18 protein-coding genes and 1 pseudogene are annotated in these 23,972 nt (G+C 74.4%); 10 read left to right on the top strand and 9 right to left on the bottom strand.

Annotation, left to right across the window (positions count from 1 at the left end; all coding sequences use genetic code 11):
* The first annotated feature begins 13 nt into the window (after positions 1-13).
* The gene (locus ACOTKD_RS20545; protein WP_424890428.1) at positions 14-916 is read left to right on the top strand and encodes an ACP S-malonyltransferase; all 903 of its coding nucleotides are present in this window, start codon (positions 14-16) and stop codon (positions 914-916) included.
* Positions 913-2,193: pseudogene (locus ACOTKD_RS20540) on the top strand (MFS transporter); the annotation flags it as partial. The gene ACOTKD_RS20545 and the pseudogene ACOTKD_RS20540, both read left to right, overlap by 4 nt.
* 320 nt (positions 2,194-2,513) lie before the next feature.
* Here ACOTKD_RS20540 and ACOTKD_RS20535 read toward each other — a convergent pair.
* Both ACOTKD_RS20535 and ACOTKD_RS20530 read right to left on the bottom strand, forming a co-directional pair.
* Complete coding sequence (locus ACOTKD_RS20535; RefSeq protein WP_424890427.1) at positions 2,514-2,753, bottom strand: acyl carrier protein; 240 nt, start codon at positions 2,751-2,753, stop codon at positions 2,514-2,516.
* Positions 2,754-2,838: 85 nt separating this feature from the next.
* Positions 2,839-3,786: a ribonucleotide-diphosphate reductase subunit beta gene (locus ACOTKD_RS20530; protein WP_424890426.1), complete on the bottom strand. Its 948-nt coding sequence runs from the start codon at positions 3,784-3,786 to the stop codon at positions 2,839-2,841.
* A gap of 252 nt (positions 3,787-4,038) precedes the next feature.
* Between ACOTKD_RS20530 and fabF the strand changes: the two genes are divergently transcribed.
* The 6 genes from fabF (at position 4,039) to ACOTKD_RS20500 (ending at position 12,344) form a co-directional block, all read left to right on the top strand.
* Positions 4,039-5,337, top strand: coding sequence for a beta-ketoacyl-ACP synthase II (fabF, locus tag ACOTKD_RS20525; protein ID WP_424890425.1), 1,299 nt, complete (start codon positions 4,039-4,041; stop codon positions 5,335-5,337).
* On the top strand, positions 5,334-6,047 hold the full coding sequence (locus ACOTKD_RS20520; protein WP_424890424.1) for a GNAT family N-acetyltransferase: 714 nt from the start codon (positions 5,334-5,336) through the stop codon (positions 6,045-6,047). Before fabF ends, ACOTKD_RS20520 begins: the two co-directional genes overlap by 4 nt.
* Positions 6,044-8,629, top strand: a complete 2,586-nt coding sequence (lanKC, locus tag ACOTKD_RS20515; protein WP_424890423.1) for a class III lanthionine synthetase LanKC — start codon at positions 6,044-6,046, stop codon at positions 8,627-8,629. Before ACOTKD_RS20520 ends, lanKC begins: the two co-directional genes overlap by 4 nt.
* 464 nt (positions 8,630-9,093) lie before the next feature.
* Positions 9,094-9,864, top strand: coding sequence for an enoyl-ACP reductase FabI (gene fabI, locus ACOTKD_RS20510; protein ID WP_424890422.1), 771 nt, complete (start codon positions 9,094-9,096; stop codon positions 9,862-9,864).
* 1 nt (position 9,865) lies between these two features.
* The gene (speB, locus tag ACOTKD_RS20505) at positions 9,866-10,906 is read left to right on the top strand and encodes an agmatinase (protein WP_424890421.1); all 1,041 of its coding nucleotides are present in this window, start codon (positions 9,866-9,868) and stop codon (positions 10,904-10,906) included.
* Positions 10,899-12,344 carry a class I adenylate-forming enzyme family protein gene (locus ACOTKD_RS20500; RefSeq protein ID WP_424890420.1) on the top strand — a complete coding sequence of 482 codons (1,446 nt, stop codon included), beginning with the start codon at positions 10,899-10,901 and terminating at the stop codon, positions 12,342-12,344. The genes speB and ACOTKD_RS20500 overlap by 8 nt, the downstream gene beginning before the upstream one ends.
* A 24-nt stretch (positions 12,345-12,368) precedes the next feature.
* Here ACOTKD_RS20500 and lysA read toward each other — a convergent pair whose 3' ends face one another.
* From lysA to ACOTKD_RS20485, 3 genes are all read right to left on the bottom strand, one after another.
* On the bottom strand, positions 12,369-13,706 hold the full coding sequence (lysA, locus tag ACOTKD_RS20495; protein ID WP_424890504.1) for a diaminopimelate decarboxylase: 1,338 nt from the start codon (positions 13,704-13,706) through the stop codon (positions 12,369-12,371).
* A 424-nt stretch (positions 13,707-14,130) separates the two neighbouring features.
* Positions 14,131-14,535 carry an SAV_915 family protein gene (locus ACOTKD_RS20490; RefSeq protein ID WP_424890419.1) on the bottom strand — a complete coding sequence of 135 codons (405 nt, stop codon included), beginning with the start codon at positions 14,533-14,535 and terminating at the stop codon, positions 14,131-14,133.
* A 197-nt stretch (positions 14,536-14,732) separates the two neighbouring features.
* Positions 14,733-15,575, bottom strand: coding sequence for a response regulator transcription factor (locus ACOTKD_RS20485; RefSeq protein WP_424890418.1), 843 nt, complete (start codon positions 15,573-15,575; stop codon positions 14,733-14,735).
* A gap of 146 nt (positions 15,576-15,721) precedes the next feature.
* Here ACOTKD_RS20485 and ACOTKD_RS20480 point away from each other — a divergent pair, with 146 nt between their 5' ends.
* Entirely contained in the window at positions 15,722-17,524 is a 1,803-nt protein-coding gene (locus ACOTKD_RS20480) for an AMP-binding protein (protein WP_424890417.1), read from the top strand.
* Positions 17,521-19,164, top strand: a complete 1,644-nt coding sequence (locus ACOTKD_RS20475) for an AMP-binding protein (RefSeq protein ID WP_424890416.1) — start codon at positions 17,521-17,523, stop codon at positions 19,162-19,164. Before ACOTKD_RS20480 ends, ACOTKD_RS20475 begins: the two co-directional genes overlap by 4 nt.
* Positions 19,165-19,330: 166 nt before the next feature.
* On the opposite strand, the gene ACOTKD_RS20470 is transcribed toward ACOTKD_RS20475, so the two are convergent.
* The 4 genes from ACOTKD_RS20470 to ACOTKD_RS20455 all read right to left on the bottom strand — a co-directional run bounded on the left by ACOTKD_RS20470 (position 19,331) and on the right by ACOTKD_RS20455 (position 23,905).
* Positions 19,331-20,026 carry a hypothetical protein gene (locus ACOTKD_RS20470; protein WP_424890415.1) on the bottom strand — a complete coding sequence of 232 codons (696 nt, stop codon included), beginning with the start codon at positions 20,024-20,026 and terminating at the stop codon, positions 19,331-19,333.
* A 153-nt stretch (positions 20,027-20,179) separates the two neighbouring features.
* Positions 20,180-21,913 carry a glyoxylate carboligase gene (gene gcl / locus ACOTKD_RS20465; RefSeq protein ID WP_424890414.1) on the bottom strand — a complete coding sequence of 578 codons (1,734 nt, stop codon included), beginning with the start codon at positions 21,911-21,913 and terminating at the stop codon, positions 20,180-20,182.
* Complete coding sequence (locus tag ACOTKD_RS20460) at positions 21,910-22,824, bottom strand: 2-hydroxy-3-oxopropionate reductase (RefSeq protein WP_424890413.1); 915 nt, start codon at positions 22,822-22,824, stop codon at positions 21,910-21,912. Before ACOTKD_RS20460 ends, gcl begins: the two co-directional genes overlap by 4 nt.
* Before the next feature lie 250 nt (positions 22,825-23,074).
* A complete protein-coding gene (locus ACOTKD_RS20455; protein WP_424890412.1) occupies positions 23,075-23,905 on the bottom strand; it encodes a TIM barrel protein in 831 nt (276 codons plus the stop codon).
* Positions 23,906-23,972 lie beyond the last annotated feature (67 nt).

Raw genomic sequence — 23,972 nt, 5'->3', positions numbered from 1 at the left:
AAAGGGACCACACGTGTCCGTAGTGATGTTCTTCCCGGGCCTCGTGCCCAGCCGTTACGACGCCATCAAGGACTTCGTGACGGGCAGCGAGCACGCCAGGCGGCGGTTCGCCGAGGCCGACGAGGTCCTCGGCTACTCGCTCGCCGAGGCCTACCGCGAGGCCTCGATCTACGAGTGGGAGGTGTACGAGACCGGGTACATGGCGCTGACCCTCGCGCTCGCGGACTGGGCGGAGGAACGGTTCGGCGGCAGCCCGGCGCTGTGCGGCGGCCAGAGCTTCGGCTCGTTCATGGCGGCCGTGCGCTCCGGGGCGCTGAGCTATCCGCAGGCCCTGACGCTGGTCCGCCGCAGCGTCGTGGTGGAGACCGACTACTTCGAGTCCCTCGACAAGCCGCTCGGCTGCCACTTCTTCTACCGGCTGCCGCACGCGACCGTCGACGCCCTGCTGGCGGAGTTCCGCGCCCGGGGCGAATGGGTCGAGCTGTCGGTGATCCTCGACGAGCAGGTGCACGCCGTCTCGGCGGAACTGGCCACCCTGGAACGCTTCGAGCAGCGCGTCCGCGAGGAGGGCGGCTTCCCCTTCTACACGATGAACCGGGCCGAGCACTGCTCCGCCGTCGGCGGGCTGCGGCAGCGGCTGCACGACGAGGTCTACGGCACCATCGAGTGGAACGAGGCGACCGTCCCCTTCCTCTCCGACGTCGACGGGCGGCTGCTGACCGACCCCGAGGAGATCAAGCAGGACCTCCTCGACGGCTGGACGACGCCCGTGCACTGGGAGACGGTGCTGCGCGGCATGAGGGCGGGCGGAGCGAGCGAGGTGTGGATCCCCGGCCCGCGCAGCATGTTCGCCCGCATCACCAACAACGCCTTCCCCACCAAGGTGATCACTCCCAAGACGGCCCTGGGCGCATGAGCGGTGCACCGCTCCCGCCGGCCGCCCGCCCCGGCGAGCGCCGGGTCCTGCGGGCGGCCGCGCTCGCCAACGCCCCGGTGGAGGTCCTCGACTTCCTGCTGCCGCTGTGGGCGGCCGCGACGCTGCACGCGGGCCCGGCCACGGCCGGAGCGCTGGTGGCGACCGAGGCGGTGCTCTCCCTCCTCGTCCGCCCCGTGGCGGGCGAGCTCGCCGACCGCTTCGACCGGCGGCGGGTGGCCGCCGCCGGCGCGCTCGCGTACGCCCTGTCCTTCGCCGGGTACGCCCTCGCGGACTCGGCGCCCTGGGCGTTCGCCGCGGCGGCGGTGGGCGGGGCCGGCGGCGCGCTGTTCTGGGTCGCCGTGCGCAGCTGGACCGGCGACGGGGAGGGCGAGCGCACCGGCGCCTACGGCGCGCTGCTGGCGGCCGAGGGCCGCGGAGCCCTCGCCGGCTACGTCCTCGCGTTCCTGCTCCTGCAGAACACCGGCTACCGGGCGGTGTTCTGGGCGGGCTGCGCGGCGTGCGCCGTGGCGGCGGCGCTGCTGCTCCGGGGAACGGGAACGCCCGCGCGAACGGGGGCGGGGATGCCGGTGCCCGCGCGGGGCACGCCCGCGGACCGGCCCCGGCCGGGCCGCGCCCTGCTTCCGCTGATGGCGGTGGCCTCCGTCACGGCGGCGGGCGAGGCGGGTCTGTGGCTGATCCTGCTGCTGCGCCTGCAGGGTGACGGCCTGTCACCCGGGGAGATCATGACGGTCTTCGCCCCCGGCCTCCTCGTCTTCGTGCTGCTGCCCGAGCACGCGCACCACGTCACGGCGCGGCTGGGCCGCACGCCCGCCATGGTGGCGGCCTTCGTCGCCGGGGCCCTGTTCGCCGGCGGCCTCGTCGTGGTGCCCACGCCCACGGGGATCGCCGTCCTGTGGGCCCTGGCGGCCGTCTGCTTCGCGGCACAGATCCCCGTGGAGCAGGCGACGGTCGCGGCCGCCGCGGGCGGCAGGCCCGGCCGCGGCATGGGACTGTACGAGGCCGCCCGGCTGACGGGGGTCATGGCCGGCACGGCGGCGCTGGGCGCGCTGTACGAGGCGTGGGGCTGGACCGCGGCCTGCACCGCGGCGGCGGGCGCCTCCCTGGCCGGGGCGGTCGTGGCGCCGTACGCGATCCGCGTGCTCGGCCTGCCGGAGCTCGCCGCACCGGCGCCCCGGGAAGAGGGGGAGGCGGTGCAGGAAGAGAAGGCCCGGGAAGCGGCGGAGGCGGTTCCGGGCGAGGCGCGGGACGGAACCCCGGCGGCCGAACGGGCCCGGAACGAGCGCCGGGGCTGGTACGTGCACACGGCCGTCTTCGCGCTGGGGCAGGCGGCGTTGTGGGGCTTCGGCGCGCCGGAATGGCTCGGCAAAACGTGGCTGACCGTCTACGTTGTCGACACGCTCTGGTCGTGGTCGTACACGGTCTTCCCCCGGGAGAAGTGCCCGGGGGAAGGGACCCGGAGGAGCGAGGGGCGGCACGGCCGCCCCTCGCTCCTGCTTCTTGCCGCCCGCTCCAGCGAGCGCGCCCGGCACCGGTCCACGCGGACCGGCACCGGGCGCGGCGGCGCGTGCGGGGCGTCTCAGAGCTGCTTCTCGATCCGGGTGACCACGTCGGACACCAGGCGCAGCTCCTTGAGCTCCTCCTCCGGCAGGCGGACGCCGAAGCGCTCCTCGGTGGAGACGATGACCTCCACCATGGCCAGCGAGTCGACGTCGAGGTCCTCGATGAAGGACTTCTCCTCGGTCACGTTCGCGGGCTCGACGTCGGCCACCTCGTTGAGGATCTCGGCGAGGCCGGCGATGATCTCTTCGCGCGTCATGGGTGCTCCCGGGTGTGTCGTGGTGCGGTGGGTGGTGTGCCCGGCGGTGGGGCGGGCGCGGGCGCCGCCCGGAGGCCGGGTGTGCTCAGCGGTCGCCCGCGGGCGCGGGCCGTTCGGTCAGGCCGACGACGTGGTCGGTGAAGGCGTCGTCGATGCCGATGAGGCGCAGCTGCCGGCGCAGGCTCTCGATGCCGAGCTCGCGCATGGTGGTGCCTTCGGGCGCGTCCTCGACGTTGCCGCCCTCTTCGATGCGCAGGGCGATGGGCGCCGCCTGCTCGATCATGTCGCAGATGTCGTCGGCGTAGCCCTCGCGCACGCCCTGGCGCAGGGCGTGCAGGCCGAAGCTGACGTGGCGCGACTCGTCCCGGCACATCGCGGTGAAGCCGGCCTTCACGCCGGGCAGCATCGGCACGTTGTGCAGGGACTGGACGATGGCGCGCTGCCCGACGAGGGCCAGGACGCCTTCGGAGATGAGGTGGAACAGGGCCACGGTGCGCAGCCAGCGGCCGTAGTCCGAGGGCCGTTCCTGGATCTCCCGGATGACCTCCGTCTCCAGCCGGCTCAGCTCGCGGTGCGGCGGGGTGCACATGTTCCAGGCCTGCACCAGCATCCGCTTGGGGTCGGCGTCCAGGCCCAGCACCTCCTCGCCCAGCCGCAGCATCAGCTGCGTGTGGCGGGTCTCGTCGGCGATCTGCGTGCCGAGGTAGAGGTGGTCCAGCTCGTCGGGGGCGCCGGTGAGGATCGGGCCGAGCAGGTCGAGGCCCGTGTACTCGCCGATGATGAAGGTGGCGATGGACTCCTCAAGGGCCTTGCGGGCGGACTTGGGGAGCCGCTTCTCGTAGTCGAGTCGGTCCTGTTCGAGATCGATCGCCTGCGCGTTCCACTGCTGTTTCTCCCAGCGCTCGTACAGCGCCTGCGGCTTGGGCTGCTGGGCCGTGACCACGTCGGCGTGGTGCAGCACGTGGTCGACCGGGAGGTCCGGCATCTGCGCGAGCGACGCGTCGTCGAGCAGCAGGGTGCTCCAGCGCGTCATGTCAGCTCTCCATGACTAGTGGGTAAAGAGTGTGACTATCCATGATGGGAGCAGTGAATAGCATCTGGGCTGCATCGTCAATGCCGAACAGGTTCGGCCGCGTCAATGCTGTGGGGGATCCGGATTCTTCGGAGTCATGTTTCTTGACAAGCTGACCGATCGTGAGTCAAGGTTCGGTGGCCGGAGCGAACCGGCGGCCGCGGCGGACCGCCGCGGGGGAGTGGATCCGCTCAGGGAGGAGGGCTCGACACGGTGTTCAGGCAGACGCACCAGGGCGACCGACGCGTGGTGGTCACCGGCACCGGGGTGATCTCCCCGGTCGGGCACACGGCCCCGGAGTTCTGGGCCGCACTGACCGAGGGCCGCAGCGGCATCCGGCGCATCTCGCGCTACGACGCGGACGCCCTGCCCACGCCCCTGGCCGGCGAGGTCGTCGGCTTCGAGCCCCGGGCGTACATGCCCAACAGGACCGCCCGGCGCCTCGACCGCTTCGCCCAGTTCGCGCTGGCCGCCGCCCTGGAGGCGATGGACCAGGCCGGGCTGGAGATCGGCGAGGAGCTCGCCCCGCGCACCGCGGTGCTGGTCGGATCCGGCTACGGGCCGGGGCAGATGACCCAGACCGGGGTGCTCGACCTCGACCGGGGCGGCCGCCGCGCGATGACCCCCTACCTGGCCTCCGGCGGCTCGATGGACAGCGCCGCGGCCGAGATCGCCGGCCACTTCGGCGCCCGCGGCCCGTCCGGCGCGATGGTCACCGCCTGCGCGACCGGCGCCACCACCATCGGCGACGGCCTGCGGCTCATCCGCCACGGCTACGCCGACGTGGTCATCGCGGGCGGCTCCGACGACGCGGTCAACCCCCTCGACCTCGCGGCCGCCGCCAACGTCGGCGCCCTCTCGCGCAGCACGGACCCCGCGCGCGCCAGCCGCCCCTTCGACCGGGCCCGCGACGGGTTCGTCATGGGAGCCGGCGCCGGGGTGGTCGTCCTGGAGTCCGCCGGGCACGCCGAGCGGCGCGGCGCGGCGATCCTCGCCGAGCTCGCCGGGTACGGCGTCACCACCGACGCCTACCACTCCACCCACCCGCACCCGGAGGGCATCGCCGCCAAGCGGGCGATGACCGACGCGCTGGCCGACGCCGGCCTGCGGCCCGAAGACATCGACTACATCTGCGCGCACGGCACCAGCACCCCGCTCAACGACAGCATCGAGAGCGCGGCGGTCCGCGAGGTGTTCGGCGAGCACGCCCCGCGGGTGCCGGTCAGCTCGGTCAAGTCCATGACGGGGCACATGATCGGCGCGGCCGGCGCGGTCGAGCTCATCGCCACCGTGCAGGCGATCCGCACCGGCCTGCTGCCGCCGACCGTCAACTGCGACGACCCCGAGGACCCCGGCCTGGACTACGTACCGCACCGGGCGCGCCCCTGGCGCACCCGCATCGCCATGAGCAACTCGTTCGGCTTCGGCGGCCACAACGCCGTCCTCGTGGCCCGGGAATGGCCGCGGGCCGCCACCGCGCAGGCCGCGCACGACAAGGAGGGGGAGCGATGAAGGGCAGACTGGTCAGCCTCGACCGGCCCACCGACGCCGACTACGCCATGATGGCCGACTGGCTGGGCCCGGCGTCCCCGACGGCCGTCCTGACCGCCGACACCAACGAGTACGCCACCCCCGAGGACCTCAAGCAGCTCAACAACTCCGGGCGCATCCGGCAGTTCGCGGTCCGCGACCAGGACGGGGTGACCGTCGGCACGGTCAACTACCGGCAGTCCGGGCCCGCCGGCAACTTCATCATCGGCGGCGCCATCGGCCGGCCCGACATGTGGCAGCGCGGCCTGGGCGCGGAGGCGTTCGACCTCCTCCTGGACCACCTCTTCCACTCCCTCAACGCCCACCGGATGCAGTTCACGACGGCCCTGTACAACAAGTCCGTCCTCCGGCTGGCGACGCGCGCGGGCTTCGTCCTCGAAGGCGTCCTGCGGGACTACTTCTTCCTCGACGGCCGCTACCACCACGCCGCCGTCTGGTCGCTGCTGCGGCACGAGTACTACGAAGCCGTCGACATCCTCACCCGGGTGTCGCCCACCTTCGTCGGCCCCGACCTGATCCCCGAGGAGGACAAGGCCGAGGCCCGCGAGCTGCTCCGCAGACACCTGCGCCGCCCGGGCGCCGAGACCTCCTTCCAGCTGCTGCTGGACGAGGAGGGCCGGGACGAGGAAGGCCGCGGCGAGGGCGCCCCGGACGAGGGAGGGAAACGATGAACTCCAGGCCACCGGCCGAGGCCTACTGCCAGGCCGACCCGGTCTTCTACGACACGGGCAGCCGCGGCGGTGCCGACGCCTCCGCGTTCACCCAGACCCACGCCGTCGTACCCGCCGGCTGGGAGCGGCGCGACCGTGACGTGTGGGTGGTGTACCTGCCGGCCGGGCACGTCATGCCCCGGCAGGGGTGGAAGATCCACATCTCGGGCCTCCCGGACAACGCGCAGCGCGTCGTCGACATCGCCTTCGAGCACTGCACCCGGCTCGGCGTGCCCTTCAAGTTCCTCCGCAGCCGCTCCGTCGTCACCGCCCACAGCCTCAAGTACGCGCCCCGCTCGGCGAGCGGCAAGCTCGTGACCGTCTACCCCGAGGACGAGGCGCAGCTGCACCGCGTCCTGCAGGAGCTGGCCCCCGCGCTCGACGGTGAGCCGGGCCCCTACATCCTCACCGACCTGCGGTGGGGCGACGGCCCCCTGCACGTGCGCTACGGCGGCTTCGTCACCCGGTACTGCGCCGACACCGACGGCACCCCCGTGCCCGCGATCGAGCGGCCCGACGGCGTGCTCGTCCCGGACCGCCGGCGCCCGGTGTTCGAGGTGCCCGACTGGGTGGAGCTCCCGGACTTCCTCGCCCCGCACCTCGCCGCACGCCAGTCCTCCGGCCAGGACGCCGGCTTCCCCTACCGGGTGGAGCGGGCCCTGCACTTCTCCAACGGCGGAGGGGTGTACGAGGCCCGGCACACCGACGGGCGCCGCGTGGTCCTCAAGGAAGCCCGCCCGCACGCCGGCCTCGACGGCCGCGGCGTGGACGCCGTCGCCCGCCTGCAGCGCGAGCGGCGCGCCATGGAACTGCTCGCCGGCGTCCCCGGCGTGCCCGCCCTGTACGGCCACCACCTCGTGTGGGAGCACCACTTCCTCGCCGTGGAACACATGGCGGGCGACACCCTGCAGACCTGGCTGGCCCGCACCTACCCGCTGACGAAGGCCGACGCCACCGACGAGAAGCTCGCGGACTACGCCCGCCGGGCGATGGCGCTGGTGGACCGCATCGAGCGGCTCGTCGCCGGCGTCCACGCCCGCGGCGTGGTCTTCGGCGACCTCCACCCGGCGAACATCCTCGTCGGCGAGGAGGACGAGGTCGCGCTCGTCGACTTCGAACTGGCCGTTCCCGTGGGGGAGGCGCAGCGGCTCGGCCTGGGCCACCCCGGCTTCATGGCGCGCGGCAAGACCGGCTTCGCCATCGACCGCCACGCGCTCGCCGCCCTGCGCCTGTGGGTGCTCTTCCCGCTCACCCAGCTCTCCGAGCTGGACCCCGGCCGCCCCGTGCGCCAGGTCGACGAGGCGGAGCGCCGCTTCGGCCTCGCCCCCGGCACCCTGGACGCCGTACGGCGCGAACTGGCGCCCGACCCGGCCGCCCTGGAGAAGGTCCCGGCCGCCCTGCGCGAGCCCGGGCCGGACACCGCCGCCCCGGACTGGGACGTCGTCCGCAAGTCCATGGCCGAGGCGGTGCTGCTCAGCGCCACCCCGGAGCGCACCGACCGGCTCTTCCCCGGCGACGTGCGGCAGTTCCACACGGACGGCCTCAACTTCGCCTACGGCGCGGCCGGCGTCCTGTGGGCGCTGCACACGAGCGGCGCGGGACGCCACCCGGAGCTGGAGCAGTGGCTGCTGACGGCCGCCGGGCGCGCGAGCGCACCGCACGCCGGCTTCTACGACGGACGGCACGGCATCGCCCACGTCCTGGAGGAGTTCGGGCACCGCGAGGCCGCGCTGCGCACGGTCGACGCCTGCCGGGACACCCTGGACGGGATGCGCGACGTCAGTCTCTTCCGCGGGACGGCGGGGGTCGGGCTCAACCTGCTGCACCTCGCCCGGCGCACGGGGGACGACGCCCACCGGCAGGCGGCCCTGGAGCTGGCGGAACGCACGGCCGACGCCGTCCGCGCGGGCACCGCGCCGGGCATCGTCCGCGGGCGCGACCACGGCACCCGCGCCGGACTGCTCCGCGGCTGGAGCGGCCCCGCGCTGTTCTTCCTGCGGCTGTACGAGGACACCGGCGACCCCGGCCACCTCGACCTCGCGGTCACCGCGCTCCACCGCGACCTCGACCTGTGCCGGCCCGGCACGGACGGATCGCTGCAGGTCGACGGCGGCTACCGGCTGCTGCCCTACCTGGAGGTCGGCGGCGCGGGCATCGCCGTGGTGGCCGACGAGGTGCTGGCGCACCGCGACGACGAGCGGCTGACGGAAGCCGTCACCGCCCTGGCCCGCGCCGCGGAACCGGAGTTCGTCATCGAACCGCACCTGTTCGGCGGCCGCGCCGGCCTGCTGGCCACGCTCGCGGCGCTCCGCGGACGGCGCACCGGCGGGACGGGCACGGACCCCGGCGTGGCCCGGCACCTGTCCCGGCTCCACTGGCACGCCATGGCCTTCCGCGGGCACGTCGCCTTCCCCGGCGAGCAACTGCGCAGGCTCTCGATGGACGTCGCCACCGGCAACGCGGGCATCCTGCTGGCGCTCTCCGCGGCGCTCGACGGCCGCAGGGCGTTCCTGCCCTTCCTGTCGCCCGGCCCCGCCCGCTAGGGGCCCCGCACACCGCGCCGCACGCGCACCCCTGGACTCCGGCCGGCCGACGGCCGACCGGTCACCCCGCCGCGCCCGACACCGACGGGCCGGCCCGTAGAACACGGAGAGGAGGCACACATCATGGCGATCGTTCTTGACCTGCAGGGTCTTGAGGTCCCGGCCGCGGAGGCCGAGCTGCTGGGCAGCACCATCAGCAACGGCTGCTGACGCGGTCGTTGCCGTGCACGGGTGCCCGCTCTCGTTGCGGGCGCCCGTGCCCATCACTCACCCGGAGGGGAGGCACACATCATGGCGATCGTTCTTGACCTGCAGGGTCTCGAGATCCCGGCCGAGGAGGCCGACCGACTCAGCAGCACCATCAGCAACAGCTGCTGAACCAGCCGCGCCGTGTACCGGGCCCGCCCAGCGCGCGCCCGGTCCACGGACCGGCCAGTACCACCGAACAGGACGAAGGAGACCGGATGAGCGGCCTGCTCGACGGCAAGAGACTGCTGATCACCGGTGTGATCAGCGAGAGTTCGATCGCATTCTCCGTGGCCCGGCTCGCCCAGGAACAGGGCGCGCACGTCGTGCTCACCGCCTACGGCCGGCCCTCCCTGGTCCAGCGACTCGCCCGGCGCCTGCCGCACGAGGCCCCCGTCGTCGATCTCGACGTCACCGACGAGGCCCAGCTGGCCTCGCTCGCCGACCGCGTCGGCACCCACCTCGACGGCCTCGACGGCGTCCTGCACGCCGTCGCCCACGCCCCCGCGAGCTGCCTGGACGGCGGGTTCCTCGACGCGCCCTGGGCCGACGTGGCCTCGGCCCTGCACACCTCGACGTACTCCCTCAAGGCCCTCGCGGTGGCCTGCCGCCCGCTGCTGCGCCCCGGCTCCGCCCTCGTGGGCATCGACTTCGACGCCTCGCGCGCCTGGCCCGGCTACGACTGGATGGGCGTGGCCAAGGCCGGCCTGGAGTCGTGCGCCCGCTACCTGGCCCGCGACCTCGGACCCGAGGGAGTGCGCGTCAACCTCGTCGCGGCGGGCCCGCTGCGCACCCTCGCCGCGCGGGCGATCGGCGGCGACGGCGCCGGCTTCGAACGCGACTGGGCGGTGCGCGCCCCCCTGGGCTGGGACGCGTCCGACGCCGGGCCGACGGCCCGCGCCTGCCTCGCCCTGCTGTCCGACTGGTTCCCCGCCACCACCGGCGAGATCGTCCACGTGGACGGCGGGCATCACATGGTGGGGAGCTGACGTGCAGCACCTGGGTGCGCAGTTCGGCCCCGACATCACCTTCCTCGGCGTCGAGCGGCTGGACCTCTCCAGCCCGCCGGACCACCCCGACGTGGTGATCCTCGGCGCCCCGCTGGACGGCGGCACCTCGCACCGGCCGGGCGCCCGCTTCGGCCCGAGCGCGATCCGCCAGGCCTGCTACCTGCCGCAGAACGGCGTCCGCCGCAGCCTGGCGCTCGGCGTGGACCCGCTGACGGAGCTGCGGGTCTACGACGCGGGGGACGTCCCCTGCTACCCCGGCGAGGTCGCCCGCGGCATCCGGCAGATCGAGGCCGCCGTGCGCATGGTCGCCTCGCTCGGCGCGATCCCCGTCGTCCTCGGCGGCGACCACACCGTCGCCCTGCCCGACATGCGCGGCGTCGCCGCCCACCACGGCTACGGCCGGATCGCGATGCTGCACTTCGACGCCCACGCCGACACCGGCGACGTGGAGTCCGGGCCCCTCTACGGGCACGGCAAGCCCATGCGCCAGCTCATCGAGTCGGGCGCGGTGCGCGGCGACCGCTTCCTGCAGATCGGGCTGCGCGGCTACTACCCCGAGCCCGAGACGCTGGAGTGGATGGCCGGGCAGGGCATGCGCTCCTACGAGATGAGCGAGATCACCGCCCGCGGCCTGGACGCCTGCCTGACCGAGGCGTTCGCCACCGCCATGGACGACTGCGACGGCGTCTACCTCTCGGTCGACGTCGACGTGGTCGACCCCGGGCACGCGCCGGGCACGGGCACCCCCGAGCCCGGCGGGCTGACCTCCCGTCAGCTCCTGGACGCCGTGCGCCGCGCGGCCTACGAGCTCCCCGTCGTCGGCGTCGAGGTCGTCGAGGTCTCCCCGCCGTACGACCACGCCGAGATCACGGCCTACCTCGGCAACCGCGTCGTGCTGGAGGCCCTGTCCGGCATCGCACGGCGCCGCCGCGACGCGCAGGACGGGCCGTGGGACCCGCGCACACCCCTGCTGGAACGCCCCGTACGCCCGGCGCAGCGGGCAGGAGGATCACATGACTGACCTGATGGCGCCGTCGCAGGCCGCCCCCCGGCTCGCCGGCGGCCCCGCTGGCCTCGACGGCGAGGCGCTCACCCGCCGCGTGCTCGCCGCGGCGCGGGAGTTCCACGGCCGCGGCATCCGGCCGGGTGACCGCGTCCTCGTGCAGGGCGACAACTCCGCCGACTACGTCGTCGCCCTGCTCGCCCTGATGCACCTCGACACCTCGCTGGTCCCCGTCGACCACCGCCAGCCCGCGGCGGAGAACCGCGCCGCCGCCGAGCGCGCGGCGGCCCGCTGGCTGCTGTGCGAGAGCGGCGGCGCGGACCACTTCCCCGCGGACCGGGTGCTGCACTTCCCCGGCGCGGGGACGCGCGGCGGGGAGGCCGGCGGCGACGTCGACCTCACCGCCTGGTTCGCGCGCCCCGATGCGCTGGTGCTGTGGTCCTCCGGCACCACCGGGCGCCCCAAGGGCATCGTCAAGTCCGGGCGCGCCGTCCACGACAACACCGTGCGCACCATCCGCGCCATGGGCTACCACGAGCGCGACGTCCTCGCCCCGCTCCTCCCCTTCTCCCACCAGTACGGGCTCTCCGTGATCCTCCTCTGGTGGCTCGCCCGCTGCACCCTGGTCGTCACGCCCTACCAGCGCCTCGACACCGCCGTCGCGAAGGCCGTCGCGGCGGGCGCCACCGCCGTGGACGCCGCCCCCTCCACCTACGACCTGCTGCTGGGGCTCCTCCGCCGCCGGCCCGAGCTGCGCACCGGCCTGTCCGCGGTCCGCATCTGGGGCGTGGGCGGCGCCCCCCTGCCCGCGCCGCTCGCCACCGCGTTCGAAGAGGCGATGGGGCGGCCGCTCCTCGACGGCTACGGCCTCACCGAACTCGGCAACGTCGCCCTGGCCACCCCCGGGGCGCCCGTCGGCTGCGGCCGTCCGCTGCCCGGCGTCGGGCTGCGCGTCGTCGGTCCCGACGGCACCCCGCTCGCCCCCGGTGAGACCGGTGAGATCGAGGTCCGCTCGCCCGGCCTCATGGAGGGCTACCTCGACGCCGGGGGCACCCTCCGCCCCGTGCCCCGGGACCTCTGGTACCGCACGGCCGACCTGGGCCGCATCGACGGCGACGGCAACGTCCACGTCGTGGGCCGCAACCAGGCGGTGCACCGCGCGGGCTTCACCCTCTACCCGGAGGGCCTGGCGAAGAAGGCGGAGGCCTGCGGCCGCCAGGTCAAGGTCCTCGCCGTCGACGACGCCCGCCGCGGCTGCGCCCTCCACTTCGTCGTCGAGGACCCCGAGGCCCTGCCCCCCAGGCACTGGCGCACCCTGCTGGCCCCGCACCTCGCCGCGTACGAACAGCCCAACGCCGTCCACGTCGTGGGGAGTTTCCCCCTGAGCGCGAACGGCAAGGTGGACGCGCGGGCCCTGCGGGAGACGCTCGGGCTGGCGGCCGCCCCGGCCGCCTGACCAGTCGTGGCCGCCCGTGCCTCCCTACGCGCCGACGTCGCGGCTGCGCAGGTCGTCCAGCGTCTCGCGGCGGACGAGCAGCCGGGCGCGGCCCCCGGTCACCGCGGCCACGGGCGGCCGGCCGACCAGGTTGTAGGCCGAGGCCATCGACAGGTGGTACGCGCCCGACGCCGGTACGGCCAGCACGTCGCCCGGCCGCAGGTCGGCGGGCAGCTCCACGTCGTCGGCGAGGACGTCGCCCGCCTCGCAGTGCCGCCCCACCACCGTCACGGCGCGGCCGGGCGCGGTCGAGGAGCGGCCCGCGAGGCGGACCGTGTAGCGCACCCCGTACAGCGCCGGGCGCGGGTTGTCGCTCATGCCGCCGTCGACGGCCACGAACGTCCGGCCGCCGGTGGACTTCACCGACAGCACCCGGTACAGCGCGACGCCCGCCGGCCCGGCTATCCACCGCCCCGGCTCCACCGTCAGCCGGGGCAGCGGCAGCCCGAAGCGTCCGCACTCCAGGGCGAGTTCGCCCGTGACCTGCTGGGCGTAGGTGCGCGGGTCCACGGCCGGGTCGCCCTCGCGGTAGGCGATGGCGAAGCCGCCGCCCAGGTCCAGCTCGGGGAAGGTCACCCCGTGCCGGTCGCGGATCCGGGCCAGCAGCGGGACGAGCCGGCGCACGGCGGTCACGTACGGGCCGAGGCCCGCGATCTGCGAACCGAGGTGGCAGTGCAGGCCCACCAGCTCCAGCCGGGGCTGCCCGAGGAGCCGCGCCACCGCCTCCTCCGCCTCGCCGCCCGCCACCGACAGGCCGAACTTCTGGCCGTCCATCCCGGTCCGCACCGCCGCGTGCGCCCCCGCCGTCACCCCCGGCACGACCCGCAGCAGCACCCGCTGGCGGGCGCCCGGCGGCACGAGGGCGGCGAGCCGGGCGATCTCGCCCGTGCCGTCGATGACGATCCGGCCCACGCCCAGGCGCAGCGCGGTCCGCACGTCGTCGGGGCTCTTGGCGTTGCCGTGCAGCACGATCCGCTCGGCGGGGAAGCCGCTGTGCACGGCGAGTTCCAGCTCGCCCGCGGAGCAGACGTCCAGGGACAGGCCCTCCTCCTCGATCCAGCGGATCATGGCGCGGGAGAGGAACGCCTTGCCGGCGTAGGCGACGTCGGCGCCGGGCAGGGCGGCCCGCCAGGCGCGGGCGCGGGCCCGCACCTCGTCCTCGTCCAGGACGTAGACGGGCGTGCCGAACCGGTCGGCGACTTCGGCCAGCGGCACCCCGCCGACGGCGAGCCCGCCGCCCGGCACCTCCCGGGCGGACGCGGGCCACACGGGCGCCGCCGGTGCGTCCTGCGGACGGGGCGGGGATACGGGGGCGGTCGGCATGGCCACGGGGTCTCCTTCGGAGGGATTGCGGTACGCGGTGGTTGGACCGGTTCTCGGCACCGCCGGGTCGCGCCGCGGGGGGTGTCCGCCGTTGCGGCGGGTTTCATCTCGCCTGCGGCAAGGGGGGGAGCCTGTCGGCGGTGCCGGGGGCCCGGGCCGGCTCCGGCACCGCCGGATCGTGCCGTTGCGGCTGGTCGCCGTTGCGGCGGAATCTTCTGTCAGGGGCCGTCGGGATTCCTCTGCCAGGGGCCGTCGGGCCGGACTGCCCGGGTGGGCGTGACGTGCCGGCAGGCAAGATCTCTCCGCCGCGACGGCGAGCACCCCCGTGGCGCGGACCGGCGGTGTCCGAGCCGGTCAGGCCGCCACGGCACGCACCCGGCCGGCCCGGTCGCCGACGTGCCCCGCCGGCCCGGAGGGCGGCCGCTCAGCCGGCGAGGGCCGTCATCGGCGGGCCCGCCGGGTCCGGGTCCGTGCGGACCGCCGGAGCCGTCAGCTGGGGGTCGACGGAGACGAGGTCGACGCCGAGGGGCGCGGCCAGGGCCCGTACCGCGGGGAGGGCCAGGCGGATGGCGGGCTGATCGGGGCCGAGAACGTCCGAAAGCCGCCGCTCCGTGGTGAAGGCGACGGCGGTCCGCGCGCCGAGGGGCGAGCGGAAGACCCGCAGGGCGAAGCCGCACGCGCAGCGCCGTACGGGGACGTACAGCGGCTCGGCGGGGGCGCGCCCCGAGGGATGTGAGGGTTCGGAGGGTTCGGCGGGTTCCTCGCCACCGGTCGCGCTCTCGACGGCTGCGACTGCGGCGGCTTCGGCGGGGGTACGGCTCAGGTGCATGACGGTCCTCAAGAAGCTCGGGAGGTGTCGGATGGGAGCGTCGCTGACGGCGCCGTGGCGCCGCCGTTCACGCTATGCCCGCACCGAACCCCGCCGAGCTCCTCCTTGACAGCCTGTTGACCCTCAGTGCCACTCCTTTGACGCCTCGTTGACGGGTCCGTGAACGGTCCGCGGGGGTCACCGCACCGGCCCTGCCCTCACGGCAGCAGCCCCGCCCGCCGCGCCGCGACCACGGCCTCCAGGCGCGTGTGCACGCCCAGCTTCCGCATGCTCGACCGGAGGTAGCTCTTGACCGTTTCCGGGCGCAGGCCCAGCCGTTCCGCCGCGGTGGCGTTCGTCGCGCCGGAGGCCACGCAGGCGAGGACGTCCACCTCGCGCGGGGACAGGCCGACGTCCGGGCCCGCGCGCCGGGCCGCGGGGTCCGCGGAGGACGCTGCGGCGAGGCGTCCGCACGCCGCGAGGAGCTCCTGCCGGAGCAGGGGGTCGGTGACACGCTGTGCCAGGGCGCGCAACTCGAAGTGCGCCTCGCGGACCTCCTCCCACATCGCCGGGTCGGCGGTGGTCGGCTGATGGGCCACCGACAGCAGCCGCTGGACCTCGTCCTGGACGGCGAGGGCCTGTTCGAGCTCGCGCGCCGCGTCGACGGCGGCGGTCAGCGAGCGGTCCCCCAGGGTGAGCGGGCGCCGCAGGGCGCCGTAGAGCACGCCGCGCACCCGGCCCCGTACGACGACGGGCACCGCGAGCACGGAGCGCAGGCCCTCGGCCGCCACCGCCGCGTCGTACTCGTGCGTGATGACGTGCGAGGACTGGTAGTCGGTCACGGACAGCGGCCTGGTCAGGGCGGCCGCCTTGCCGCCCAGCCCGCTGCCCGTGCGGATGGCCAGTCCGCGCAGGACCGGTGTCGTCGTTCCCGTCATGTCCGATATTCGGAACTGCCGGGTGCCCGTGAGCAGACCGCCGAAGGCGACCGGCAGTCCGGCCCCCCTGCGCATCCGCATCAGCGCCGCCCGTACCTCGGCCGTTCCGCCCGGGTCTCCCATCGCTGCCTCCCCGTCCCGGATCCGGAGGTGGAATCTCCGTATCCCTGAAATGCGGCCACCCCCGTTCGGGGGTGGTGAGACTCAGATCACCGTCGCACGATGCTAACCATGCGGGCCGGCGACGTGCCCCGCAATCTGGAGGACAAGTGACGCCATCGAGGCCGCGAGCCGCCGAGAACACCGGTGCAACGCCCGCTCCCGCCGCCGCATTCCGCGCGGCCCGGGACTTCCTCCTCGCCCACCGCGAGGACTGGCGGGCGGCCCGCGAGGGCTTCGTCTGGCCCCGCCCGGCGGAGTTCAACTGGGCGCTGGACTGGTTCGACACCATGGCCGAGGGCAACACCCGCACCGCCCTGAGGATCGCCGAGGAGGACGGCACCGAGGCCGCGTACTCCTTCGACGCCCTGCGCCGCCGCTCGAACCAGGTCGCCAACTGGCTGCGCGAGCGGGGCGTGCGCGCCGGGGACCGCGTCGTCGTCATGCTCGGCAACCAGGCCGAGCTGTGGGAGACCGCCCTCGCCGCGATGAAGCTGCGCGCCGTGGTCATCCCGGCCACCCCGCTGCTCGGCACGGCCGACCTGGCCGACCGCGTGGAGCGCGGCCGGGCCGCCCACGTGGTGGTACGGGCCGAGGACACCGGCAAGTTCAACGGGGTGCCGGGCGACTACACGCGGATCGCGGTGGGCGGCAGGGCCGGCGGTGCGGAAGCGGACGGCGCGGGAACCGGCGGTGCGGAACCGGGCGAGGCGGGCGCCCCCGGTCGTGCGGGCCGCACGGCCACCTGGCATGACTACGCCGACTCCGCGCACGCCGCCGACACCTTCACCCCCGACGGCCCCACCCGCGCCGACGACCCCCTGCTGCTCTACTTCACCTCCGGCACCACCGCCCGCCCCAAGCTCGTCGAGCACACCCACACCTCGTACCCCGTCGGTCATCTGACGACCATGTACTGGATCGGGCTCCGGCCGGGCGACGTCCACCTCAACATCTCCTCGCCCGGCTGGGCCAAGCACGCCTGGTCCAGCCTCTTCGCCCCCTGGAACGCCGAAGCCACCGTCTTCGTGCACAACTACACCCGCTTCGACGCCGCCCGCCTCATGGCCGGCATGGACCGGGCGGGCGTGACGAGCTTCTGCGCGCCGCCCACCGTGTGGCGCATGCTCATCCAGGCCGACCTGCGCGCGCTGCGCACCCCGCCCCGCGAGGCCGTCGCCGCCGGCGAGCCGCTCAACCCCGAGGTCATCGAGACCGTCCGGAGGGCCTGGGGCGTGACGATCCGCGACGGCTTCGGGCAGACCGAGACGACCGTGCAGATCGCCAACCCGCCCGGCCAGCCGGTGAAGACCGGCTCCATGGGCCGCCCCGGCCCCGGCTTCACCGTCGTCCTCCTCGACCCCCTCACGGGCGAGCCGGCCGACGAGGGAGAGATCGCCCTCGATCTCTCCGACCGTCCCGTGGGCGTGATGAGGGGCTACGCGGGCGACCCCGAGCGCACGGCGGAGGCCATGGCCGGCGGCTACTACCGCACCGGCGACATCGCCTCCCGCGACACCGACGGGTACCTCACCTATGTGGGCCGGAGCGACGACGTCTTCAAGTCGAGCGACTACAAGGTGAGCCCGTTCGAGCTGGAGAGCGCCCTGCTCGAACACGAGGCCGTGGCCGAGGCGGCCGTCGTCCCCGCCCCCGACCCGCTGCGGCTCTCCGTGCCCAAGGCGTACGTCGTCCTCGCCGAGGGCTGGGAGCCCGGCCCCGGCACCGCGAAGGCCCTCTTCGCCCACTCCCGGGCCGTCCTCGCGCCCTTCAAGCGCATCCGGCGCCTGGAGTTCGCCGAGCTGCCCAAGACCGTGTCCGGCAAGATCCGCCGCATCGAGCTGCGCGAACGCACCGCGCGCGGCGAGCTGTCGGGCGGCGGAGACGAGTACCGAGAGGAAGACCACCGGTGACCACACCCTCGTACGAGGCCGGAAGCCACTCCGTCCCGCTGATCGACGACACCATCGGCGCCGATCTCGCGTTCACCGTGGAGCGCTTCGGCGACCGCGACGCCCTCGTCGACGTCCCCAGCGGCCGCCGCTGGACCTACGCCGAGTTCGGCCGGGCCGTCGAGGAGATCGCGCTCGGCCTGCTGGCCAAGGGGGTGGCCAAGGGCGACAGGGTGGGCATCTGGGCGGTCAACTGCCCCGAGTGGGTCATGGTCCAGTACGCCACCGCCCGCATCGGCGCGATCATGGTCAACATCAATCCGGCCTACCGCGTCCACGAACTCCGCTACGTGCTGCGCCAGGCCGGCGTCGGCCTGCTCGTCGCCTCCGTCGCGCACAAGAGCAGCGACTACCGGAGCATGGTCGAAGAGGTCCGCGCCGACTGCCCGGCGCTGCGCGACGTCGTCCACATCGACGACCCCACCTGGACCGGCCTGATCACGGCCGGGGAGGGCGTGCCCCGCGAGCGGCTCGCCGAGCGCGAGGCGCAGCTGAGCTGCCACGACCCGGTCAACATCCAGTACACGTCCGGCACCACGGGCTTCGCCAAGGGAGCCACCCTCTCCCACCACAACATCCTCAACAACGGCTACTTCGTGGGGGAGACGCTGGGCTACACCGAGGCCGACCGGGTCTGCCTGCCCGTGCCCTTCTACCACTGCTTCGGCATGGTCATGGGCAACCTCGCCGTCACCAGCCACGGCGCCTGCGCCGTCATCCCGGCCCCGGCCTTCGACCCCACCGCCACGCTGCACGCCGTCGAGCGCGAGCGCTGCACCTCCCTCTACGGCGTGCCCACCATGTTCATCGCCGAGCTGGACCTGCCGGACTTCGCCACCTACGACCTCTCCTCGCTGCGGACGGGCATCATGGCGGGCTCGCCGTGCCCGACCGAGGTGATGAAGCGGGTCATGGGCGAGATGCACATGTCCGAGGTCTCCATCTGCTACGGGATGACCGAGACGTCGCCGGTCTCCACCCAGACCCGGCGCGACGACGACGTCGCCCGCCGCACCGGCACCGTCGGCCGGGTGCTGCCGCACATCGAGGTGAAGGTCATCGACCCGGATACGGGGGAGACCGTCGGCCGGGGCGAGCCCGGCGAGCTGTGCACGCGCGGCTATTCGGTGATGCTCGGCTACTGGGACGAGCCGGAGCGCACCGCCGAAGCCGTGGACGGCGAGCGCTGGATGCACACCGGTGACCTCGCGGTGATGGCGGAGGACGGCTACGTCCGCATCGTCGGCCGCATCAAGGACATGATCATCAGGGGCGGGGAGAACGTCTACCCGCGGGAGATCGAGGAGTTCCTCTACACCCACCCCAAGATCTCCGACGTGCAGGTCGTCGGGGTGCCCGACGAGAAGTACGGCGAGGAGATCATGGCCTGCGTGATCCTCCGCGACCCGGCCCGGCCGCTGGGCCTCGACGAGCTCACGCGCTTCTGCCGCGGCCGCCTCGCGCACTACAAGATCCCGCGCTACCTGCGGATCCTGGACGCCTTCCCCATGACCGTCAGCGGCAAGGTGCGGAAGGTGGAGCTGCGCGAGCTCGCGGCGGCGGGGAGTCCCGCGGACTCCGGGGCCGTGCCGGCGGGCTGAGCGGGGCACCGCCGGCCGGTCATCCCCCCCCCGGTAGGATGGAGGGGCCCGCGATCCCCCGTATGTGATTCGCGGGCCCGGAACGAAGTCTCCGCCCGCCGGTCCCCAACCCGCCATCGTCCGGGCGGTGTTCAGAGGAAAAATTGAGCTTGGCGGTGCGGGCGGCTCACACGGGCCCCCGCTCGACGAGCTCGTCCGCCGGGGCGTTCAGCGGCTGCGGAGTGCCGGTGAGGTCCATCACGAACAGCGGAACCCGCAGGTCGTCCGCGCGGGAGCGGGCCTCGCGGGCATACCCGGCGAGGGAGAAGAACACCCCGCACGCACCGTCCGCCAGCCCGTGCAGCCACAGGCACTCCACGTCCCGCAGCGAGGTCGGCACGGTGGACGGGTCCACCCGGGCGACGAGCCCGGCCGCGCGCAGGTCGACGCCTTCCTCCTGCGGATCGCCGGGCCGGGTCACGCCCCCGTACCCGAGCCACGCCAGATAGCGTTCGGCGGCCACGACCGCGTCGCCCGCGGTGCGGATGGCGACCGGCCGGAAAGCGGGGCGCAGCGCCCGGACGGTCCCGTCCCCGGCACCGGGCCCGCCGTCCCCGGGCTCGGGAGGCCGGACGGGCAGCCGCATCACCGTGCCGCACGAGCAGCCGAACTCCGGCCGCGGCCACTGGTCCTGCCGGTCGCAGGAGGGACAGCGCACGGCCACCCACGCGTCGCGCCAGGTGCGGTGCGCCACGGGTTCGGGGGAGGCGTCCGTCTGGACCGGCAGCGTGAGCGGCCTGCCGCACGCGCAGGGGAAGGTGGGCGGGGTGAAGGAGTGCTCGCGACGGCACGTCGGGCAGTGAACCGGCACGCTCTTGGCCATATTCGGCTCCAGCAACGGGTCCGTGAGGTATGAGTACGGGCCCATCGTCCACGATGCGGGCGCGCCGGGGGAGCGAATGCCGAAGAGGGCGGGCGCGCCCCACGCGCCTCTCGTGTCGCCGCCGAGCGCGAGGGCGCACGCGCCCGTCGTGCGCTAGCGCTCCGGCACGGGCTCGGTCTCGCGGACGGCGTCGATGTCCGGGCCGTGCGGGGTGTCCGCCTCGCGCTCGATCAGCACCTCGACCAGCACCGGCCGCGAGGTCGCCACGGCCTCCTTGCGCGCCCACTCGATCGCGGGGCGGATGTCCGAGGGCGCCGTCACCCGCCGTCCCGAACAGCCGTACGCCTCCATGAGCTTGACGTTGTCCGTGCCCGTCTCGTCGTAGTGGACGTCCACCTGGTAGTTCATGCCGTAGCCGGCCGAGGCCTGCCGGATCAGCCCCAGGTACTCGTTGTTCAGCATGATCAGTACGAAGGGGACGTCGTACTGCGCGGCGACCGCGAGCTCCTCGGCCGTGAACTGGAAGCCGTAGTCGCCGACCACGCCGACCACTTCCTCCCCGCCCCGCCCCATGCCCTGCAGCGCCTTCTTGACGCCGATCGCGGCCGGCACCTCCCAGCCGAGCGGCCCGGCCTGCCCGCAGACCTGGTAGTGGCGGGGCTTGTGGGCCTTCTGGTGCTGGCCGCCCCAGATCTGGTACAGGCCGATGGCCGTGACGAACCACGTGTCCGCCCCGAAGGCCTCGTTGATCTCCCGGTAGACGCGGGGCGCCTTGACGGGGACGGCGTCGTAGTCGTCGCGGCGGGTGAGGGTCCTCTTGAGGCCGCGGCAGCGGGCGGCCCACGCACGGTGCCGGGGGCCGGCGCCCCGGGCCTTCGCCGCCGCCAGCAGCGCGGCCAGGAACAGTCTCGCGTCCGAGACGACGCCCAGGTCCGGCTCGAAGACCCGGCCCAGCTGAGACGGTTCGACATCGACGTGCACGAAGGCCCGCCGCCCCCGGTAGACGGAGAGGTCCGCCCCCGTGTGCCGGTCGCCGAAGCGGGCGCCGACGGCGAGGACGAAGTCCGACTCCAGGAACGAGGCGTTGGCGTAGCGCTGCGAGGTCTGGATGCCGGTGGTGCCCATGTGGAGCTCGTGGTCGTCCTCGACGGCCCCCTTGCCCATGAGCGTCACCTGGAACGGCACCTCCAGCAGCTCCACCAGTTCGCGCAGTTCGGCCTCCGCCCCGGAGAGGATCACTCCGCCGCCGGCCAGCACGAGCGGCCGCTCGGCGGCGAGGAGGAGGTCCAGCGCGGCCTCCACGCGCGGCGGGTGCGGGGCGGCGACGGGCACCGGCAGGGGCGCGTCCAGGGCCGGGTCGTAACGGATCTCGCGGCGCGCGATGTCGACGGGGATGTCGATCAGCACCGGCCCCGGGCGCCCCGACCTCGCGATCCGGAACGCCTCCCGGAACGCCCACGGTATCTGCGCCGCCTCCTTGATCTGCACGGCCCACTTGGTCACCGGCCGGACGATCTCCACGATGCCGACGGCCTGGAACGCCTCCTGGTGGAGCTTGGTGGAGACCGCCTGCCCGGTGACGCACAGCATCGGCACGGAGTCGGCGTACGCGGTGTAGAGACCGGTGACGAAGTTGGTGCCGCCCGGGCCCGAGGTGGCGATCGCGACGCCGGTCCTGCCGTTCGTCCGGGCCCAGCCGTCGGCCATGTGCGCGGCACCCGCCTCATGACGCACGATCAGATGCTCGATGCCGCCCACTGCTTGCAGTGCCTGGTAGAGCGGGAGGACGGCAGCGCCGGGGCAGCCGAAGGCGATGTCGACGCCCTCGTCCTTGAGGATGTGGACGGCGGCGTGCATGGCCGGCATCGTCGCGGGCGTCGTCGTCATCGCCGGGCCCTCCCCGCCCCGATGCCGGAGAGCCGCTCGACGCCGCGCAGGAGGGCCGAGTGGTCGAGCCCGCCGTCGCCCTGGGCGCGGGCCGCGGCGACCAGGCTCGCGACGAGGGAGCCCACGGGTACGGCCGCGCCGACCGCGCGGGCGGCTTCCGTGACGATGCCCATGTCCTTGTGGTGCAGGTCGATGCGGAAGCCCGGGGGGTAGTGCCGGGAGAGGAAGTTGTGCCGCTTGCGGCTGAGCACGGCGGAGCCCGCGAGCCCGCCGCCGAGCACGTCGAGGGCGGCCTCCAGGTCCACGCCGGACTTCTCCAGGAAGACCACGGCCTCGGCGCACGCCTGGATGTTCGCGGCCACGATCAGCTGGTTGGCGGCCTTCACGGTCTGGCCGGCCCCGTGCGGGCCGCAGTGCACGACCGTCGTGCCGAGCGCCCCGAAGAGCGGCCGGGCCCGCTCGAAGTCGGCCTGCTCCCCGCCCACCATGATCGACAGGACGCCTTCGACGGCACCGGCCTCGCCGCCGGAGACGGGCGCGTCCAGGACGCGGATGCCCTTGCGGGCGGCGGCTCCGGCGAGCTCGACGGACGTGCGGGGGGTGACGGACGACATGTCGGCGAAGAGCGTGCCGGGCGCGGCGTGCGCGAGGACCCCGTGCTCGCCGTACGCGACGGCCTCCACGTCGGGCGAGGCGGGAACCATCGTGACGACGACGTCCGCCCCGCGGACGGCGGCCGCGACGGAGGGGGCGGGCGTGCCGCCCGCGGCGGCCAGCCGGTCGAGGCCGGCCTGTTCGAGGGTGTGACCGGTGACGTCGTACCCGGCCTTGAGCAGATTCGAGGCCATGGGCGATCCCATGACCCCGAGCCCGATCCAGGCGACGCGGGGGAGGGGAGGGGAAGCGGGCATGGGGGAGTCCTTTCGGGGAGGGGAGGGCTGGTCCGCGAAGCGGACGGGCCGAAGGAAGGCTCCGGCGCCGGGCGCCTTTGGTCCGCCGCGGCGGCGGGCAACTACCGTGGCGGGTTCCGGCGGTGCGGGACGGGGTGGAGCGGTACTGGGGCGGTGCCGGCCCCGGCCGCGCCGGCGCCGGGCGCCTTTCTTCCGCCGCGGCGGCGAGCAGCCACCGCGGCGGATCTCGGCGGTGCCGGACCGGCCGTCATCACGACTCGTCCAGCCAGCCGAAGGCGTCCGCGCCGGGGGCCGCGCGATACTCCAGGCCCACCCACCCCGCATAGCCCGCCCCGTCGAGCCGGGCCAGCAGGCCCGGGACGTCCAGGACGCCGGTGCCGGGCGCGCCGCGCCCCGGCGCGTCCGCCAGCTGGACGTGCCCGCACGTCTTCCCGTACGCGCTGATCGCCGCGGCCACGTCCTCGCCCGCCGTCGCCAGGTGGTAAAGGTCCATCAGGAAGCGGGCGTTGCCGAGCCCGGTGGCCTCGTTGACCCGCTCCGTGAGCGCGACGGCCGCCGCCGACCCGGTCACCGGGTACGCGGGGGACTCGACGGGGTTGAGCGCCTCGACGAGCACCTGCGCGCCCACCCGGTCCGCCGCCTCCGCGGCCCGTACGAGGTTCTCCAGCGCGAGCGCGTCCTGGACCCGCGGATCCGCGCCCGCGACGCGGTTGCCGTACAGGGCGTTGAGCGCCGTGCACCCCAGCGAGGCCGCGAACCCGGCCGCCACCGCGAGGTTGGCGCGGAAACGGGCGGACTCCGCGCCGGGCACGGAGAGGGCGCCCCGGTCGGGCCCGGGGAGCTGCCCGGCGTAGAAGTTCAGGCCCACCAGCCGCGTGCCGGCGTCGTCCAGCGCCCGGCGCAGGGCGCCGAGTTCGCGGTCGGACGGGGTCGGTGTCGCGGGCCAGGGCCACCACATCTCGACGGCGTCGAAGCCCGCCGCCGCCGCGGCGGCGGGCCGTTCCAGGAGTGGCAGCCCGGTGAAGAGCATGGACAGGTTGACGGCGAAGCGGTGCCGGGGGAAGGGCGTCCCATCGGGCATCCCATCCACCCTCCTTCCATATAACGGAAAATACATTCTGCTGTACGGAATCGTGCTGTCGTTCCCG

This window comes from Streptomyces sp. XH2, from assembly GCF_049725035.1.
GTDB classification, from domain to species: domain Bacteria; phylum Actinomycetota; class Actinomycetes; order Streptomycetales; family Streptomycetaceae; genus Streptomyces; species Streptomyces roseoverticillatus.
Note: the sequence above shows the minus strand (reverse complement) of the source record. Positions and strands in the feature narration are given on the sequence as shown.

Coding starts and splice junctions, on each gene's coding strand:
- ACOTKD_RS20535 (WP_424890427.1), bottom strand. CDS start 2,753: ATGACGCGCGAAGAGATCATCGCCGGCCTCGCCGAGATCCTCAACGAG.
- lanKC (WP_424890423.1), top strand. CDS start 6,044: ATGAACTCCAGGCCACCGGCCGAGGCCTACTGCCAGGCCGACCCGGTC.
- lysA (WP_424890504.1), bottom strand. CDS start 13,706: ATGCCGACCGCCCCCGTATCCCCGCCCCGTCCGCAGGACGCACCGGCG.
- fabI (WP_424890422.1), top strand. CDS start 9,094: ATGAGCGGCCTGCTCGACGGCAAGAGACTGCTGATCACCGGTGTGATC.
- gcl (WP_424890414.1), bottom strand. CDS start 21,913: ATGACGACGACGCCCGCGACGATGCCGGCCATGCACGCCGCCGTCCAC.
- ACOTKD_RS20520 (WP_424890424.1), top strand. CDS start 5,334: ATGAAGGGCAGACTGGTCAGCCTCGACCGGCCCACCGACGCCGACTAC.
- ACOTKD_RS20490 (WP_424890419.1), bottom strand. CDS start 14,535: ATGCACCTGAGCCGTACCCCCGCCGAAGCCGCCGCAGTCGCAGCCGTC.
- ACOTKD_RS20470 (WP_424890415.1), bottom strand. CDS start 20,026: ATGGCCAAGAGCGTGCCGGTTCACTGCCCGACGTGCCGTCGCGAGCAC.
- ACOTKD_RS20530 (WP_424890426.1), bottom strand. CDS start 3,786: ATGACGCGCTGGAGCACCCTGCTGCTCGACGACGCGTCGCTCGCGCAG.
- ACOTKD_RS20460 (WP_424890413.1), bottom strand. CDS start 22,824: ATGCCCGCTTCCCCTCCCCTCCCCCGCGTCGCCTGGATCGGGCTCGGG.
- ACOTKD_RS20455 (WP_424890412.1), bottom strand. CDS start 23,905: ATGCCCGATGGGACGCCCTTCCCCCGGCACCGCTTCGCCGTCAACCTG.
- ACOTKD_RS20485 (WP_424890418.1), bottom strand. CDS start 15,575: ATGGGAGACCCGGGCGGAACGGCCGAGGTACGGGCGGCGCTGATGCGG.
- ACOTKD_RS20500 (WP_424890420.1), top strand. CDS start 10,899: ATGACTGACCTGATGGCGCCGTCGCAGGCCGCCCCCCGGCTCGCCGGC.